Here is a 16,213-nt window from a genome sequence, read left to right on the forward strand (position 1 = left end):
GCTTGCCGGTGAAAGCTGGCGTTATAATCGCCGCATGAGAGTCATCCGATCTTTGCTGACCTGCCTCCTGCTGCTTCTTTTCATCATCCCCAGCGGACAGGCCTGGGGACCGACCGGCCACCGCGCCGTGGGATTGATCGCCGAGCGCTACCTCTCGGAGAAGACCTCCTTGGCCGTGCGCGGCATCCTGGGGCCCGACACGCTGGCTGAAGTCTCGACCTGGTCCGACGAGATCCGCTCCGACCCGTCCTGGGATCATGCCTCCCCTTGGCACTACATCAGCGTCGATGACGGGGAAACGCTGGAAAATACCGAGCGCAACCCCGACGGCGACGTGCTGGAAGCCCTGCACCGCTTCGAAAAGGTCCTGCGCGATTCCGAGTCGGGCCGGGAGGAGAAGGCCCAGGCCATCAAGTGGATGGTCCACCTCGTCGGCGACCTGCACCAGCCGCTCCACGTGGGACGCCGCGATGACCGCGGCGGCAATGAAATCGAGGTGCGCTGGTTCGGCGAGCGGTCCAACCTGCACCGGGTCTGGGACTCGGGCATTATCGACTCGCAGGACCTCAGCTACAGCGAGTTGGCCGACTTCATCGACGACCCCTCCCTGCCCCAAATCCGCCTGTGGCAGAGCAGCGACTACGAGCAGTGGGCTCAGGAGTCCTTCGAGCTGCGCTCTCAGGTCTACGAGATCGGCGACGGAAACCTGCGCTGGGAGTACCGCTACAAGAACTGGCCCATCGTCGAGCGCCGCCTGCTGCAGGCCGGCATCCGCCTGGCCGGTAAACTCAACGACATCTTCGACCGCTAGTGGTCGCGAGCAGCCTCATACCGCCGAGAGCCATTACGCCTTCATCGCGGTTGCTGAAACTTGACCCGTGTGTGAACTTGATGGCCACCTAGTAGCCGGGCTGCCGGTCATAAATCCTGGGCCAGGGCCCTCCGTTTCTCGTCCCTGACAGGGACAGATTCGCCAGCCCAGGGTCAGCCCCGGCGAGCGCAAGCGAGACGGCGGCGCCACCCTGCGTTCCAGACGGCAAGGGTCCGAAGGCTGAAAGCGTGGAATAACGCGACAGGATGGCTCAAAACCTCTGACGCACCGCGCTAGGATCGGCCTCGAGGGTTTTCGAAAGGTTGAGGAGCCAGGGGTCTGCGGCTGAGGGGGCGGTCGTTGGAGGAGGAGATGTCCAGGACCAGCGCCTGCAGCAAGCAGTTGAAGCCGAAAAGCAAGGGGAGGGCGGAGAGAATGACCGTTCCGGGGGTCGCGGGAACGCCGCTGACCGAAGACTTCCACCAGTGATAGCCGCCAAAGAGCAGCGCGAAGAGGGTGAGGAGAGTCCCTGAAACGAGCAGCAGAGAGACGGCATTGAAATCCACCACGAAGTAGCGTTGCCAGAGACGGCGCAGGACTGCACGCAATAAGAATTCTGGGAATTCAAGAAGGCTCTTCCAGACCTTGAGATGGGATCCTGCGCCCTCATAGCGGGCCTGAATGGGCACATCCTGCACCACTCCTCCCACCGAACCGATTTCCACCAGCATCGAGGACTCGAAGAGGAAGCGGTCCTCGACCCGAGTCCAGTCGACCACTTCCAGGACCTCGCGGCGCCAGGCCACATAGCCGTTGGTAGGATCGAAAACTTTCCAATGGCCCGAGGCGGCTCGCAGAGCGAAAGACAGCCCCAAGTTGCCCCAGCGCCTGATGGACGGCATTGTGCGCAGAGCCCTGCGGTCAAACCAGCGGTTCCCCTTGCTGCAGTCGGCCTGAGAATCCCACAGAGGTGCCAGCAACCGGGGAAGATCGCACGCTTTCATCTGCCCGTCGGCGTCGATTTTGAAGACGATGTCGGCGTCCTCCTCCAATGCCGCTTTTATGCCTGTCTTCATAGCGGCGCCTACGCCTTGATTGCCGGAGTGGGTGATGAGCCGGACATTCTTCAGACCAAGCGAGCGCACACGCCCGCCGGTTTCGTCCTCGGAGCCGTCATCGACCACGATCATCCGTTCGCAGCAAGGGGCGAAATCAGTCAGCACCTGGGCGATGGTCGTGCTGGCCCGAAAAGCCGGAACGACCGCGACCAGACGAGCTTGCGGCAAAGAAGCGTCCTCGGGTCTGGCCTGCAGACTCATCTCAACGACTCCGGCTCTCTTGCTCCTCCTCCGGAGGAGGATCGCGAACGACCTCGAAAGCATGGAAGCGCCCGTAAAGCCCGTCCTTGCGCAGGTCTCCACGCTCCACCATTTTGCCCAGCCATTCCCCCCACGTCATCTTCCCCGCCTGAGGGAAGAGCATCAAATGATTGCTCTTGGACCGGGATAAATCCTCTCCAGCGATAAAGATAAAATCGCCCTTGTGCCAGCGCAAGCCTCCACGATCGACAGTATCGAGCCAAGGACGGCTGCCTTCCTTCCAGTTGACGAGCGATATGAGGAAGGGCGTCGACCAAAGGCGGCCCGCGAAGTCCGGATGGGACTTTCTCCACTCTTCCAGGTCCCGCACCGAAGAGTCCATTAGAGCCAGGTTGGTCCTTGCGGTCAACCAAGGCCGCGTCTGGGCCCAATTGAAGGCAGGACGCCAATCGACGATGCGCAGCGGATGCCGGGCGAAGGCGGCCGCAGCTTCGGCGGACGCCCAAATCATTACCAGGACGACTTGAAGGCCTATCCAGATAAGGCGCCGCCGTTCCTTCGTCCAAAAGCGCAAGAGCCGCTGCAAACCGCAGACGAGGACAGCCGCCATCACCACGAAAGCCGGAAGAGCTCCTCTTTCGTTGTAGCTGACGGTGTTGGCCCAGACCAGCAAGTGGAGCAGACCGGCCAGTGTCAGGACGACCATGTGGCGGTTCTTGACGGCCCCCGACAGAATGAGTCCGGCAGCAGCCAAGAGGGCCAAAGCGTCGACCCAGAATGCCCGATAGAAGGTGGCGCTCTCGATCAATTCCAAAGCGGCGCTGCCCAGGATGTCGAGACGGGAAAGATTGCCGTGGATGTCGTCCATCACATACTGGAACTGCTCGCCGAAGAGCGTATAGCCGCCTATCAGGTTCCAGCACAAGGGCGCCAGGCCGAGTCCGCAGGCCACCCTCAGGCCCAGCCCGAAGCGGCGGGCGCGGTCCTCCGCGGGCGAGAGTACAAAGGCCAGCAGGGGTACGGCAACCAGGATGGGCAGAACGGATTGCTTGAAGAGATAAGCGGTGGCCGCCGCCAGCCCGGCCAGCCAGGCGGCTGTCGGCTCCCTCTCTTCCGCGGCCTTGAAGTAGAGTGCCAGAGCCCAGGTCAGGTAGGCGACAGCCCCGATGTCGGCATAACCCGTTCCCGCCCAATGATAAAAAGGGCGAGTCACGAACAACACCAGCAGCACCATGACGGCGGAAAAACCCAAGCGCCTCTGCAGCGCCCTCAACCCGGCGTAGAGGATGAGCAGGTGGAGGAAAGCAAGGGCATGGCCGTAGAACTCCAGCCGGGTGCTTCCTGCAATCATATAGGGGAAGCTGATGGCGAAGGAATTGAACTGGGTGTAGAAGAGGTCGTAGCGGGCTGCCTGCTCAGGCGCCAGCACGAAGTCGACGGCCCAGCGGTTCCAACTGGCGACGGCGTCGTAGCTGTAGTAGGGCAAAAAGACGGATTTGTAGAGGACCGGCAGCAAGGGAACAAGCAAGAGCAGGGGCACACCCCACACCCTCAAATCGAAGCCGGCGCCGTCAGTCCGCGGCTCGTCAGCCTGCAGGGATGAACCGGCCCGCAGCCAAATGAAGAAAGTAGCGGCCGCCGCCAACAGCAACCACGCCCAAGCCGTCGCCGGACGATACCACTGGCCCAGGAAAAGGACCATAACGGCGAAGCAGTGCACGGCCAGTGAAACAGCGCAGCAGCGCCCCAAGGCTTCCAGCTTGTCTTGCCGGCCTTTCCAGCTTATGAGCGCCGCGCCAGGCAAGAGCGCCATACCCGCCAGGGCAAGCAAAGACTGCAGATGATCCATCGCTTCTGCTCCAAAATGAGGAGCAGCTTAACATCTTCCCGAGTCTTTCGCTTTAAGTCTTGTGCTGTGGCCCTAAGTTCTCTTGTTGGCCAGTTGGGTGCGGTGGAAGGCTTGCAGGTAGAGCTTTTCCATCCACTGGATGAGGCGGATTTCGGGCATGAAGGCGAAGAAGCGGTACTTGAGGCGCAGGCGCAGGATCTTGTAGTAGAGGGCGTAGATGCCCATCATGACCGGCTTGAAGCGGTTGTTGCAGAAGCGTTCGAAGGCCTTGCGCTCGAAGAACTTGCTCATCACGTTGACTTTGGTGACGAAGTGCTTCTGGTCTTCGCTGAGGAAGGGATTGTTGTTCTTGGCGAAGTGAAAGTGGCTCCACTCCTCCAAAGTCTCGGGCATCTTCATGCCGTAAACCAGCTTGGCCTTGTCGTAGAGGGTGGTGCCCGGATAGGGCGTATAGATGGCCACCGGAGCCACCCCGGCGTTGGAATTGGCCGACATCAGCTCGAACATGAAGTCGACCGTTTCCAGCGTTTCCCTGCGGTCCTCGTTGGGGAAGCCGGCCATGAATCCGTACTTGACGTAAACGTCCGAACCCGAGAGAAGCTGGTTGACCTCGCGCACCTGATCGAGGGTGTTGCGCTTCATGATTTCCTTGAGGCGTCCTTCGGAGCCCGACTCGATGCCCACCCAGAGTTCCTTGAATCCGGCCTTGTAGAGCTTGTCGATCATGGCTGGAGAGCGCTTGTGCAGGTAGTCGATGCGGCAGGGGACCTGAATGAGCAGTCCCAGGTCGCGCTCGATCAGCTCGTCGCAGATGGCCTCCACGCGTCCCGGATGGCCGAAGAAGTAGTCGTCCTCGACGAAGATGGCCTTGACGCCATAGCGGTTGACCACGTACTCGATGTCGGAGACCACCCTCTCAGCCGAGAAATAGCGGAAGCGGCGCTCGTTGAACTTGAGGTTGTAGCAGAACTCGCAGTCGTAGGGGCATCCCCGCGAGGTGACGATCTGCAACTGGCGCTGCCCTGTGGAAGGAGCCGTGGTGAAGTAGTGCTCCATGTCGATGAGGTCGTAGTCGGGAGGCGGGATGACGTCGAGTTCCTCGATGAGCGGACGCCCCGGCGTGAAGCGCAGCTTGCCGTCCTCTTTGTAGCCCAGGCCCCGGATGGCGGCCAGGTCGCCGGCGTCGGGACCGCCCTGACGGCGCAGGGCGTCGGCCAGTTCGATAAGGGTGATCTCGCCCTCGCCCAACACCACGTAGTCGCACAGTTCGTCCTTGAGGGTGGAGTCGGGGCACAGGGTGGGGTGGACGCCTCCCCACACCAGAGGAACCCGGGGGTCGACGTCGCGCACGGCGCGGGCGGCCTTGAGTCCGCCGCGGATCTGCAATCCGGTCATGGAGGAGACGCCGACCAGCACCGGCTTTTCCCGTTCGATGGAGCGGCGCACGTCTTCGGCGAAGTTGGTGGTAAGCCGCTCGTCGATCAGTTCCACCCGATAGCCGGCGGGCTTGAGGACGGCGCTCAGGTAGAGAGCCGACAGCGGCAGTCCCACGTTGATGCCGGCTACGTCCATCCCCGTCACCGGATAGACGATCAAGATCTTGCCCAGGTCGCGCTTTTCCCGGCGCAGCCAGGGGAGGTTCTGAGGCGTGTTTTCCTGCAGCGGCTTGCTGAAATCCATCGTTAGGTTCCTATTATAGCCGAGCGCGCCGGCCCGTCTTCATCGCATCAGCCAGTTCTTGTAAGCCCTCTCGGCAGCACCCGTCAGTCCGGGGAGGGTGCGGTGCATGTAAGGACGGATCCGCACCAGCGGCGCCGCCCACTTGGGGTGATTGAGATAATCGCAGTCGCCGCAGATTTTGAGCTTCTCGAAATCGCGCTGGTAAAGCTGGCGGCGGCGGGCGTTCATTTCCTCTGAATGCCACACCCGGTAAATACTGTTCTCGGTGACGTCTCCCACTGCATAGTCGGCCTCGGAGTCAAAGCAGCACAACGCCACCCGACCGTCGGCCAGGATGGTGATGTAATGGTAGAGGCGCTCGCAGAAGTTGACCTTGTGGGGCGTGCGTCCGTTGTTGTCGAGCTTGCCGCCCCAGTTGAAATAAACCGAGTAGCGCACTTCGTCGGCCTCTTTCCAAACCTCTCTGAAAAGCTCCCTTTCCGACTTGTTCTCCTCCACAGTGACCATGGCGATGGACACTTTGGGATCGCTTTTGCCCATCTCGTCGCGGCGGCGGATGAAGTTGAGCACGTTGGAGCGCACCTGGTCCCACTTGAGGTTGATGCGGATCTTCTCGAAGGTCTCCTTGGTGGCCCCGTCGATGGAGACGATGAGGCTGTCCACAAGATCGTCTTCCAGAAGTTCCTCGGTGATCTCGGGGGAGAGCTTCGATCCGTTGGTGGTCAGGTTGATGTGGGTCTCAGGCGAAGCCTTGCGCATGTAGCGGAAGTAATCCGTCACTCCCGGGACCAGCAGAGACTCCCCGTGCAGGTAGGGGAGGAACTTGCGGGCCTTGCGGCGCCCGCACTCATCCGCGATGCGCTGAAAGAGCTCTTCAGACATGATGGCCCGTTTGCGCTTCATGGCGGGCGTGGCGCAAATCGTGCAGCGCGCGTTGCAGATGTTGGTCAGCTCCACGTAGACGTGGTCCGGAAAGTCGGGGTAACGGTACATGTCGGCCTTGGAAAGATTTCTCCTTGGTTGCAATTAGTTGATGCGCGATCCGGCCGATTCCCTCTGCAGGAACTGGGGCAGGAAGTTGCGCTCGATGGCCTTGAGGTATTTCATTCCCGAACGCACCGAGAAGAGCTTGGGCAGCATGCGCAAAAAGCGCATGCGGCTGAGGAAGAAAAGCAGATAGGCCCTGCGCTGCCACCTCTTGAGGCCTTGAAAGTCGAATTCGTCGGAGCGGATCATGGGCACTTCGCGCAGATGATCGATCTTGCGGTTGTGGTCCTGCATGCCCATCCGCTCCACCTGGCGGCTCAATTCGGTGCCGGCATAAGGGATCACCAGCGAGAAGAGGGCCTCGTCGAAATCGCTGCGGCAGGCGAAGCGTATCGTCATCTTGATCTCTTCCACCGTCTCGGTGGGAAAGCCGATCATGAAGAATCCCATGGTGCGGATGCCGTACTTGCGGCACCAGGAGAGCACGTCGGGCAGCAGGTAGTGCTTGAGGTACTTGCGGCTGACGCTCTGGATGCGCGGCGAGGCCGATTCCACGGCGATGGCCATGTAGTGGGTTCCCGCGGCGGCCAGCTTCTGGATCAGCTCCTCGTCCAGCCGCTCCAGCCGTACGCCGTTGCCGAACTGGATGGCGATCTTCATTCCCTCTTCCACGATCATGTCGCAGATGCGCTTGGCGCGGTCCATGTCGAAGTTGAAGATGTCGTCTTCGATCATGAACTCGCGGATGTCGTACTCGTTGTAGAGCAGGCGCATTTCGGAGAGCACGTGCTCGGGACTGCGGGCACGAAACTTCTTTCCGAACAGGTCATGGCAGTAGCTGCAATGCCAGGGGCAGCCCCGGCTGGTAAAGACCTGTATGGCCCGCTTGTACTTGGGGGTATAGCGGGCCGACTCGGCGGTGGCGTAAGCGTCCAGATCGAGCAGGTCATAGGCCGGCAAGGGGATGTCGTCGGGATCGGAAACGAAGGTGCGGGGCTGATTGCGCACGGGCCTGCCCTGCTCGTCCTTGTAGGCCAATCCGGCCACGCGGCTCCAGTCGCGCCGCCCTTGGGGCAGCGTCAGCATGGTCAGGAACTCCTCGAAGGTATCCTCCCCCTCGGCCATGCACACGAAGTCGCAGTAGCCTTGGGCCACCACTTCTTCGGTGACGATGGTGGGATGCTGTCCTCCGAAAATGGTGACGATCTCGGGACGGCGCTCCTTCAGCTTGCGGGCGGCCTTCTCCGAGCCTTCGAATTCGGCGGTCATGCAGGAGAAGCCGGCTACATGCCACCGGCGCTCCTCCAGCTTGTCGAAGAGCGCCTGATCGGCGTCGCCTTCCAGGGCCAGGTCGATGATCTCCACGTAGTGACCGTTGCGCCGCGCGATGGGGGCGATGTAAGCCAGACCGATAGGGATGCCCAATATCATGTCCATGAAAGTGGGCTTGGCCCTGATCAGCAGCACGTTGAGTTCTTTGCTCATCGCTTCTCCTAGCGATCTCGGAAGGCCGGAATCTTGTAGAAAAGCGCCATCTTTTCCATCTTGGGAATCCACTGGCGCACTTTGAACATGTCCACCATGAAGGTGCCCAGAATGACAGGCAGCACGGGATTGGGCGCGTGGCAGTTGGCGCAGTCTGGGTAGTCCCGCAAATCGCCGTCCAGATGGGCTTGACGGATGCGCTGCATTTTGGGCGAGTTCCACAGTTCCTGTATCGACTGATTCTTGACGTTGCCGAAGGGTTCGCTGCGCCACATGTGGCAGCAGGGGAAAAAGTCGCCGTCGTACTTGACGGTGGGCGGACCCTGCCAGAGCTGGTAGCAGGGATTGCGTCGCCGGTCGTGCTGGATGCGCTCTTCAAGCGCCACCTCTTCGATGACGATCTCGTCTTCTTTGATGCGGATCTCGTCGATGCCTTCCAGATCCCACATCTTGTAGAAGTCGCGGGTCTGGTGGGCATTATCGGGCAGACGCACCATCTGCATGACTACGAAGACGTCCGACTCCATCTCTTTCTTGATTTCCAAAAAGCGGTGGATGTTGGCGATGACTTTTTCGAATATGGCGTTTTTGCGGTACTTCTCGTAGACCTCTTTGGTGGTGCCGTCGAATGCGATGATGAGGTTGTCGAGTCCGGCTTCGATGAGCCGGCGGCTGCGCTCTTCGTTGAGCAAGGTGGCGTTGGTGCTGACCACCGTGTAAATGCCCTGGTCCTTGCAGTAGCGCACCATCTTGAAGAGGTCGGGACTCATGAGGGGCTCGCCGCCGCCCCAGGGAAAGACCAGTTCCGTGCGGCCGCTGACCTCGTCGATGAGGCGCTTGAAGAGGTCGAAATCGAAGTCGATGTTCTCGTACTCGCCCAGCTCGCGGGGACACATGGGACACTTCAGGTTGCACTTGCCCGTATTCTCGACGATCAGCGTCATGGGAAAAGCATCCAGGTCGCTGGTCCCGCGCATATAGCCGGTCACCAACTTCCAGCGGTTGTGAATCTGAGAAAGCTGCATATCGTGTCGAGTCCGATGCTTTTCGTTCGTTCTCTTGTCAGACCGAGTGACGAGTATGGAAAACGACTCCGCCGGAGGTCAAGACGTGACCCGCCGGGAAGCTGGAAAGCTTGACGCTTTTCCGCTCAACTGATCCGACAAGCGGCAGTGTACCGTATTCGGCTGCCGGTCTGCGGGAGACTATGCGAATATTATCGCACTTTCGGCGATGCGTAAAGGGCGCATTACTGTCGGCCGATCGCCTTCCCTCCCAGGCGATTTCTCTCAGTTGATCCAGAAGTCGTCGTCGCGGCGCTTGGACTGGGCCGGGCGGTTGCGGTTTTCATAGACCTCGAAGCGCGAGCGCATGCGCTTGATCTTCCAGCGGTAGTAGGCCTGGCGGAGGCCGTTGGGCGTGAGCCATCCCTTCAGGTAGAGGAAGCCCACCAGCATTCCGCCCAGGTGGGCGAAATGAGCGATACCGCTTCCAGCGTCCCCTAAAGAAGAGAAAAGAACCAAGCCGGCTGTCAGGAGCACGAAGTACTTGGCCTTAATGGGAAGGATGAAGTAGATGAATATGGGCCGCTCGGGGAAGAGCATCCCGAAGGCCGCCAGCAGTCCGTAAATGGCTCCCGAGGCTCCTATGATGGGTATGTAGGATGAGTAGTCGACGGCCGCCGAGAGCAATCCGGCGCCGATGCCGGTGATGAAAAAGAAGCGCAGAAATTGACTCGAGCCCCAGTGTGCCTCCAGGGTGGAACCGAACATCCAGAGCACGAACATGTTCATCAGCAGGTGGAAGAAGTCACCGTGCAGAAAGATGTAGGTGATCCCCTGCCAGAGCCACAGATCAGGAGGCCAGAAGCGGGCCGGAACCAGGCCCAGGATCTGAATGATCTCAAGGCCGCCCAAGGCGGTCCAGATGAACACCGCCACGCAGGCGATGATCAGGTACTTGACCATCGGGGTCAGTTGGGGACCGAATCTGAAGCCGGTCTGGCGGTTGTACATTCCGGCAACCAGAATATCAGAGACGAGCCGGTCGGAGTTCGAAGCTCGACATTCCAAGTTCGAACGGCGGGCCCAAACGATCCCTCAGGCGGTAGCCGTTTCGGGCAGGCCGGCGGCTTGACGCAGGGCAGCGGCCTTGCCGGTCTCCTCCCAGGAGAACTCGGAGCGGCCGAAGTGGCCGTAGGCAGCCGTATTCTGGTAGATGGGCCGGCGCAGATCGAGAGTCTCGATGATGCCCTTGGGCGTCAACTCGAAGCTGTCGCGGATGAGGCGGCAGATCTCCATTTCCCCAATGCGTCCGGTGCCGAAGGTATCGGCCATCACGGAAACCGGTTCGGCCACGCCGATGGCGTAGGCCAATTGCACCTCGATGCGCTCGGCCAGTCCGGCGGCCACGCAGTTCTTGGCGATGTAGCGGGCCATGTAGCAGGCTGAGCGGTCGACTTTGGAGGGATCTTTTCCGGAGAAGGCTCCGCCCCCGTGACGGCCCATTCCGCCGTAGGTATCTACGATGATCTTGCGTCCGGTCAGGCCGCAGTCGCCTTGGGGGCCGCCCACCACGAACCGTCCCGTGGGGTTGATGTAGATCTTGGTGGCATCGTCGATCCATTGCTGGGGGGCCACCGGACGGATGACGTGTTCGGTGATCTCCCGCTTGATGGTCTCGTTGTCGACCTCTTCGCTGTGCTGGGTGGATATGACGACGGCCTCGAGGCGCAGCGGCTGGTAGCCGTCGTACTCGACGGAAACCTGGGACTTGCCGTCGGGACGCAGCCAGTCCAAAGTGCCGTTCTTGCGCACCTCGGTGAGGCGGCGGGTGAGTTTGTGGGCCAGTTCGATGGGCAGCGGCATTAATTCTTCGGTCTCCCGGCAGGCGAAGCCGAACATCAGGCCCTGGTCGCCGGCACCGCCGGGATCGACTCCCTGGGCGATGTCGGGGGACTGGCTGTCGATGCTGGAAAGCACGCCGCAGGTATCGCAATCGAAGCCGTACTTGGCGCGGTCATAGCCGATTCCCCGCACGGTTTCCCGGGCCACCCGGGGGATATCGATGTAGGCCTCGGTGGTGATCTCGCCCGAAACCACGATCAGACCGGTGGTGACCATGGTTTCGCAGGCCACACGGCCATTGGGGTCTTCGGCCATGATGGCGTCGAGCACGGCGTCCGAGATCTGGTCGGCCATCTTGTCGGGATGGCCTTCGGTGACCGACTCGGAACTGAAAAGGTAACGCCCTTTGGGTGCCATGATGCTTTTCCTCCAATAACTCTTATCGAAAGACCGGTCGACGTCTTCCGCCGCGGGTCACAATTCCAAAGCTTGGGAAGCTAGCACAGGGGCCCCTCCCTGTCAATCGCTGCCCGGGCCCGGACGCTCCCGCAGGCATCCGGCATCAACGCCAACCTGAGCCGCCGCGCGGACGCAATGGCGACCCGCCGGGCTGTTGGGGCGCCTCCTTCACCAGTTCCGGGTTGATGATCTCGACCGCCCTGCGGGCGGCGTCGAATCCGTAGCGCCTCATGTTGCGGGGATCGATCACCTGTCCAGCCGTTTCGCCCTTGAGCACCAGGTCGTCGTTGGCCGCAACCGCCTCCAAGTCTATCAGCGGGATGGAGAGTCCCCAGAACTCGTTCATGCGCTGGATGAACAGGTTGGCCACGGCGGCCTGGGCGGTGGCGTTGGGATGGACCCCGTCGAGGCTGAAGACGCCTCCCAGAAAATCGGTGGTGAGGGTGAATTGACCGGCCTGGAATCCGTTCTCGTCGACGTCGCGGATGAAGGAGTTGATGTCGACTACGGGAACGCCCACGGCTCCCGCGAACTGAGCGATGAAGCCGTTCATCTGGTTGGTGGCGGCGGTCATGGTGGCGGCTTCCTCTGCCGTCAGCACCACGCTGGGAGGCAGCGGGCCGGGCGCCTGCCCGGTCAGGATGGGCTCGATCAGTCCCAATCCCAGCAAGGTCACGAAATCGCCGTCCTCGATGCCCAGGATAGGCCCGATGGCTTGGATGGGAGCGCCCACGATGGCTTCCACTTCCTGAGTGCTCTGCAGGAAGGGGATGGCGGTCAGCTCGGGAATGTTGGCCACGATGATCTGAGCGTCGGTGAACATCAGCAGCGCGCCCAGAGACTGCTGGTAGGCCTGGCTGAAGACCTCGAAGGGAGTCACCAGCGAGGGATCGGCTTGAGTGGCGGCGCCCAGCACGTCGTTGGAGCCCAGCCAGTAGATGACGAAGGTCGGCTGCAGGCCAACGGCCAACTCGACCTGACTGACCCGCATGCGTTGATCAGGCGGCAGTTGAGGCAGGTTGAGCGGCAGCCCCAGAATCAGGTCGATGAGCGAATCGATTTCGGCCAGGCTGTTGAAGTCGGGACGGTCCGTCAAGCCGTCCAGAACGTCGGCGCCGCCGATTGCCAGATTCTGAGGCGTGATCAAGGGAAAGACGCGTCCCTGGCCGGGCGCCGGGATCACGTTGGTGACCGGCGGAAGGCCCGGTTCGACCAGTTCAATGGTGGGCCCGAAGAGCAGCGGGAGGAAGAAAAAGGCTCCCACCTGCCGCGAGATCAAAGCCGGGTAGGCCTCGATCTGGTCTTGGGTGTTGACGCTTCCGCTTCTGACGCCCAGAGTGAGGCTGTCTCCCAGCGCCACGATGTTGAGAAAGCTGGGCGGAGTCGGGTTCTGGCGCGGCCTCAGTTGGGGGGTCGCGGGGTCGTTCTGGGAAGGGCCTTGCTGGGCCAGCGAGAAAGCGGCCAGCAGAAAGGCGACGAGCGAAATGGATACGATGTTTTTCTTCATTTTCTTCTATCTCCCTCCTCAGAAGTTGAAGCGGAAGCCGAACTGAATCTGACGCGGATCAAAGGCTTCGGTGAATCCCAAGGGCTGGTTGGCAGGAATGTTCTCGCTGCCGTCCACGAAGCCGTTGCTCACAACCGGCCCGACCACGTTGTTGACGCCCGAGTAGTTGACGTTGTTGAAGAGGTTGAAGGCCTCGAAGATGAACTCGAAGTTGACGTCGTCGCTGAAGTTGAACTGACGCGAGAGGCGCATGTCGAAGGTGTAGGTGTTGGGTCCCATACCCGTGTTGCGTCCTACGATGGTGCTGCCGTCCTGCAGGGTGGGCCGGTCGGTTTCCTCGTGTCCGTCACCGTTGAGGTCGAATCCGACCAGCAGGTTGAAGGGCTTGCCCGACGACCAGGTGCTGATGCCCGAGAAGAGCCAGTCGGCGAAGAGATTCTTGACGAAGCCCTGTCCGCCGCCCGCCCTCCAGGGCGAAGAGAGCAGTCCGCTGATGACCAGCCTGTGGCGCTGATCGAAGCTTGATAGAGAGCGCTCGGCGGCCAGATTGGACTGATCGTTGCCCTGCAACTGGGTGATGAAGTCGGTGGTGTCGTCAATGGCTTTGCCCAGCGTGTAGCTGACGCGCAGGTTGTTCTGGCCGCGGAAGCGGCGCGTCAGGGATCCCGTGAAACCGTGGTAGATGGAACTGCCGCTGGTTTCGATCTGGTTGACCTGCAGAAAGCTGGGATCGCGCAGCCCGGCGAATTGGTTGGGGCCGACCGGATTGACGTTGATGTCGCGGGAACGGATCAGCCCCACTCCCCGGTTGAGGATGTAGTCGAGCGAAAAGGCGGTATCGGCGCCCAACTGCTGCTCGTAACCGAAGCTGACCTGCTGGCTGTAAGGATTCCTGACGTCTCCGGCGGCCGGCAGAATAACGGGCGGCGTGGTGCCGATGTCCAGCCCCACGCTGGCCAGGGTCTGCTCGTTCAACTGGCCCGTGCCTAGAAACTCTTCCCACACGTCAGCCGAGGTGACTCCCAGCCCGAAAGGATCGGAGAGAGCGGTGAAGACCTGGGAGATCTGTCCCGAGAGCACCTGGGAGACGAAGACCACCGCCTGGAAGAAATTGGCCTGGTAGATCCCGTAGCCCCCGCGCAGCACCTGGCGTCCGTCGCCGCGGAAGTCCCAGGCGAAGCCCAGGCGAGGAGCAAAGTTGTTGTTGTCGTCGAGGGAAAAGGTATCCAACTGCCAGGGCGGCGCGTTGTTGATGACGTTCTGGGTGGTGGGCTTGAAGTCGACGTCGTAGCGCAGCCCCAGGTTGAGCGTGAAGTTGGGGGCGATCTGCCAGTTGTCCTGAACGAAGAAGGCCAACTGTTTGTAGTTGACATTGGTGTTGGGATCACCGAAGCCCTGGAAGTAGGTGATGGGTAGTCCGAAGTTGAAGGATTGGACGGCCGTCAGGGCGGCGTTGGTGCCGGCGATATGCCCCACCAGGTCGGGACGCCCCAAGCCTCCGGCGGCGGTTGGAGTGGCCAAGGCGCGGGCCAGTCCGGCGGCGTTTCCAGGACCCAGCAGCGCGTCGAGGATTCCGCCCAGGGGAATGGTGTTGCCGGCGAAGGAAAACTCCCCGCCCAGAAAGACCTCGGCAAACCCGCTTAAGTCGAGGACGTTGAAATCGACTCCCGTCTTGATGGTGTGTCCGCCGGCGATCCATGTGTAATTGTCGACGAACTGAAAGATATCCTGCTCATATCCGGTGGGATTGAAGAACTCCTGCCCGAACTCGGCCACACCGGAAAGGGCGATCTGAGGCCCGATGGGGTCGTTGGTGGGGACCTGAAAGTCGCGGTAGGAGTACTGGAACTTGAAGTCGTTCAGCTTAGTGGGCGAAAAAACGTGGGTGTCGGAGAGGACGAAGGAAATGTCTTCGGTGTCGAAGGAAACGCCGTTGCTGACGGCGTCCAGGGCCCCGAACTCAGCGCCGTCGCGGAAGCTGTCGGTCCAGTTGAAGCGCAGGTTAAGGGTGTTGTTATGGGAGAAGGAATGGTCGACTTTGGCGGAGAAGGTGTCTTGATCGGCCATAAAGGGGAAGGTCCCGCTCTCTTCTTGAAACCGGGCCAAGGTTCCGGGAAAGTTGGCCGGCAACGTCCTCAGCACTCCCGCCGCCTGTCCGACGAAGGCCTCGGCAAGCCCCGCCAGAGTCGGGATGCCGGTGGAGGCAAAAAACCCGAACAGTTCCAGTTGGGAAGCCGTGGGCTGGAATATGGAGGGGTCGTCGAGGAAGGTGACGAAAAGCGATTCCTCCCGGTCCAAGCGCTCGTAGCTCAAGAAGAAGAAGGTCTTGTCTTGCACGATGGGTCCGCCGAAAGTGCCCCCGAACTGATCGCGGTCAAAAGGCGGATCCTCTTGGCGGGCGAAGGCGTTGCGGGCGTCCAGGGAGTCGTTTCTGAAGAACCAGAAGGCGTTGCCGTGAAAGGCGTTGGTTCCCGACTTGCTGACAATGTTGATGACGCCGGCCCGGGCCCTTCCGAATTCGGCCGAGAAGGTGTTGCGGACGATCTGAAACTCTTGAATGGCCTCCTGGCTGAGGGTTGCGCGCACCGAGTTGGAGATGACGTCCATGTTGTCGACGCCGTCGATGGTGACGTAGTTTGAGCGCTGGTCCTGCCCGCCGAAGGAAAGCCCCGAGGTGGGGGTCTGCACGGCCGCATCGGTTACGAATGTCGATTTGTCGCTGACTCCAGGAGTGAGGAGGGCGAAATCGAGGAAGTTGCGTCCGTTGATGGGCAGATTGTGGATCTCCTTTTGGTTTATGGTGTTGGCTTGAGCCGTCTTCTGTTTCTCCACGATGTCGGCATTGCCCATCACCACAACTTCTTCCTGGGTGGCCGAAACCCTGAGCTCGATGTCGAGGTTCCCATACTGGCCCACCGTCAGTTCCACACCTTGTATGACTGCGGTCGCGAAACCTTCGGTGGAGGCGCGGACGGTGTACTCCCCGGGGGGGAGGTTGAGAAACTGGTAGGACCCGTCGGAATCGGAAATGGTGTTGCGGACCAGTCCCGTGGAACTGTTGGTCGCCGAAACCTCGGCCCCCGGAACGATCGCTCCCGACTGGTCGCGCACCACTCCGGCCAGATTGGCGGTGTTGGCCTGCGACTGCGCCAGAATGGAACTCGTCAAGAGGGCCAAGGCCACCCCCAGAGTCACAATTCTCATCTTCATGCTTCCTCCTCGGATGCCGAAATCGACGAACTTGAAGAAGCCGAGAGGAGCCTCTGACAG

Annotated in this window: 11 protein-coding genes; 1 reads left to right on the forward strand and 10 read right to left on the reverse strand. The window is 61.0% G+C overall.

Annotated features, from left to right (window positions below):
* Positions 1-34: 34 nt before the first annotated feature.
* A complete protein-coding gene (locus VLU25_01895) occupies positions 35-811 on the forward strand; it encodes a S1/P1 nuclease (GenBank protein ID HSR66665.1) in 777 nt (258 codons plus the stop codon).
* A 293-nt stretch (positions 812-1,104) separates the two neighbouring features.
* Here the strand turns inward: VLU25_01895 and VLU25_01900 are convergent, their stop codons facing one another.
* From VLU25_01900 to VLU25_01945, 10 genes are all read right to left on the reverse strand, one after another.
* A complete protein-coding gene (locus VLU25_01900) occupies positions 1,105-2,130 on the reverse strand; it encodes a glycosyltransferase family 2 protein (GenBank protein HSR66666.1) in 1,026 nt (341 codons plus the stop codon).
* Between the two features lies 1 nt (position 2,131).
* A complete protein-coding gene (locus VLU25_01905) occupies positions 2,132-3,979 on the reverse strand; it encodes a hypothetical protein (protein ID HSR66667.1) in 1,848 nt (615 codons plus the stop codon).
* Positions 3,980-4,051: 72 nt separating this feature from the next.
* Positions 4,052-5,659 carry a radical SAM protein gene (locus VLU25_01910; protein ID HSR66668.1) on the reverse strand — a complete coding sequence of 536 codons (1,608 nt, stop codon included), beginning with the start codon at positions 5,657-5,659 and terminating at the stop codon, positions 4,052-4,054.
* Positions 5,660-5,698: 39 nt separating this feature from the next.
* Positions 5,699-6,652, reverse strand: coding sequence for a radical SAM protein (locus VLU25_01915; GenBank protein ID HSR66669.1), 954 nt, complete (start codon positions 6,650-6,652; stop codon positions 5,699-5,701).
* Between the two features lie 33 nt (positions 6,653-6,685).
* A complete protein-coding gene (locus VLU25_01920) occupies positions 6,686-8,131 on the reverse strand; it encodes a radical SAM protein (GenBank protein HSR66670.1) in 1,446 nt (481 codons plus the stop codon).
* An 8-nt stretch (positions 8,132-8,139) separates the two neighbouring features.
* Positions 8,140-9,156, reverse strand: a complete 1,017-nt coding sequence (locus tag VLU25_01925) for a radical SAM protein (GenBank protein ID HSR66671.1) — start codon at positions 9,154-9,156, stop codon at positions 8,140-8,142.
* 264 nt (positions 9,157-9,420) lie between these two features.
* Positions 9,421-10,146: a rhomboid family intramembrane serine protease gene (locus VLU25_01930; GenBank protein HSR66672.1), complete on the reverse strand. Its 726-nt coding sequence runs from the start codon at positions 10,144-10,146 to the stop codon at positions 9,421-9,423.
* 84 nt (positions 10,147-10,230) lie between these two features.
* Positions 10,231-11,394, reverse strand: a complete 1,164-nt coding sequence (gene metK, locus VLU25_01935; protein HSR66673.1) for a methionine adenosyltransferase — start codon at positions 11,392-11,394, stop codon at positions 10,231-10,233.
* Between the two features lie 145 nt (positions 11,395-11,539).
* The gene (locus VLU25_01940; GenBank protein HSR66674.1) at positions 11,540-12,943 is read right to left on the reverse strand and encodes an SGNH/GDSL hydrolase family protein; all 1,404 of its coding nucleotides are present in this window, start codon (positions 12,941-12,943) and stop codon (positions 11,540-11,542) included.
* Between the two features lie 18 nt (positions 12,944-12,961).
* Positions 12,962-16,153: a carboxypeptidase regulatory-like domain-containing protein gene (locus VLU25_01945; protein ID HSR66675.1), complete on the reverse strand. Its 3,192-nt coding sequence runs from the start codon at positions 16,151-16,153 to the stop codon at positions 12,962-12,964.
* Positions 16,154-16,213: the final 60 nt, after the last annotated feature.

The sequence above is a fragment of the Acidobacteriota bacterium genome (assembly GCA_035471785.1).
Taxonomy (GTDB): domain Bacteria; phylum Acidobacteriota; class UBA6911; order RPQK01; family DATIPO01; genus JANQFM01.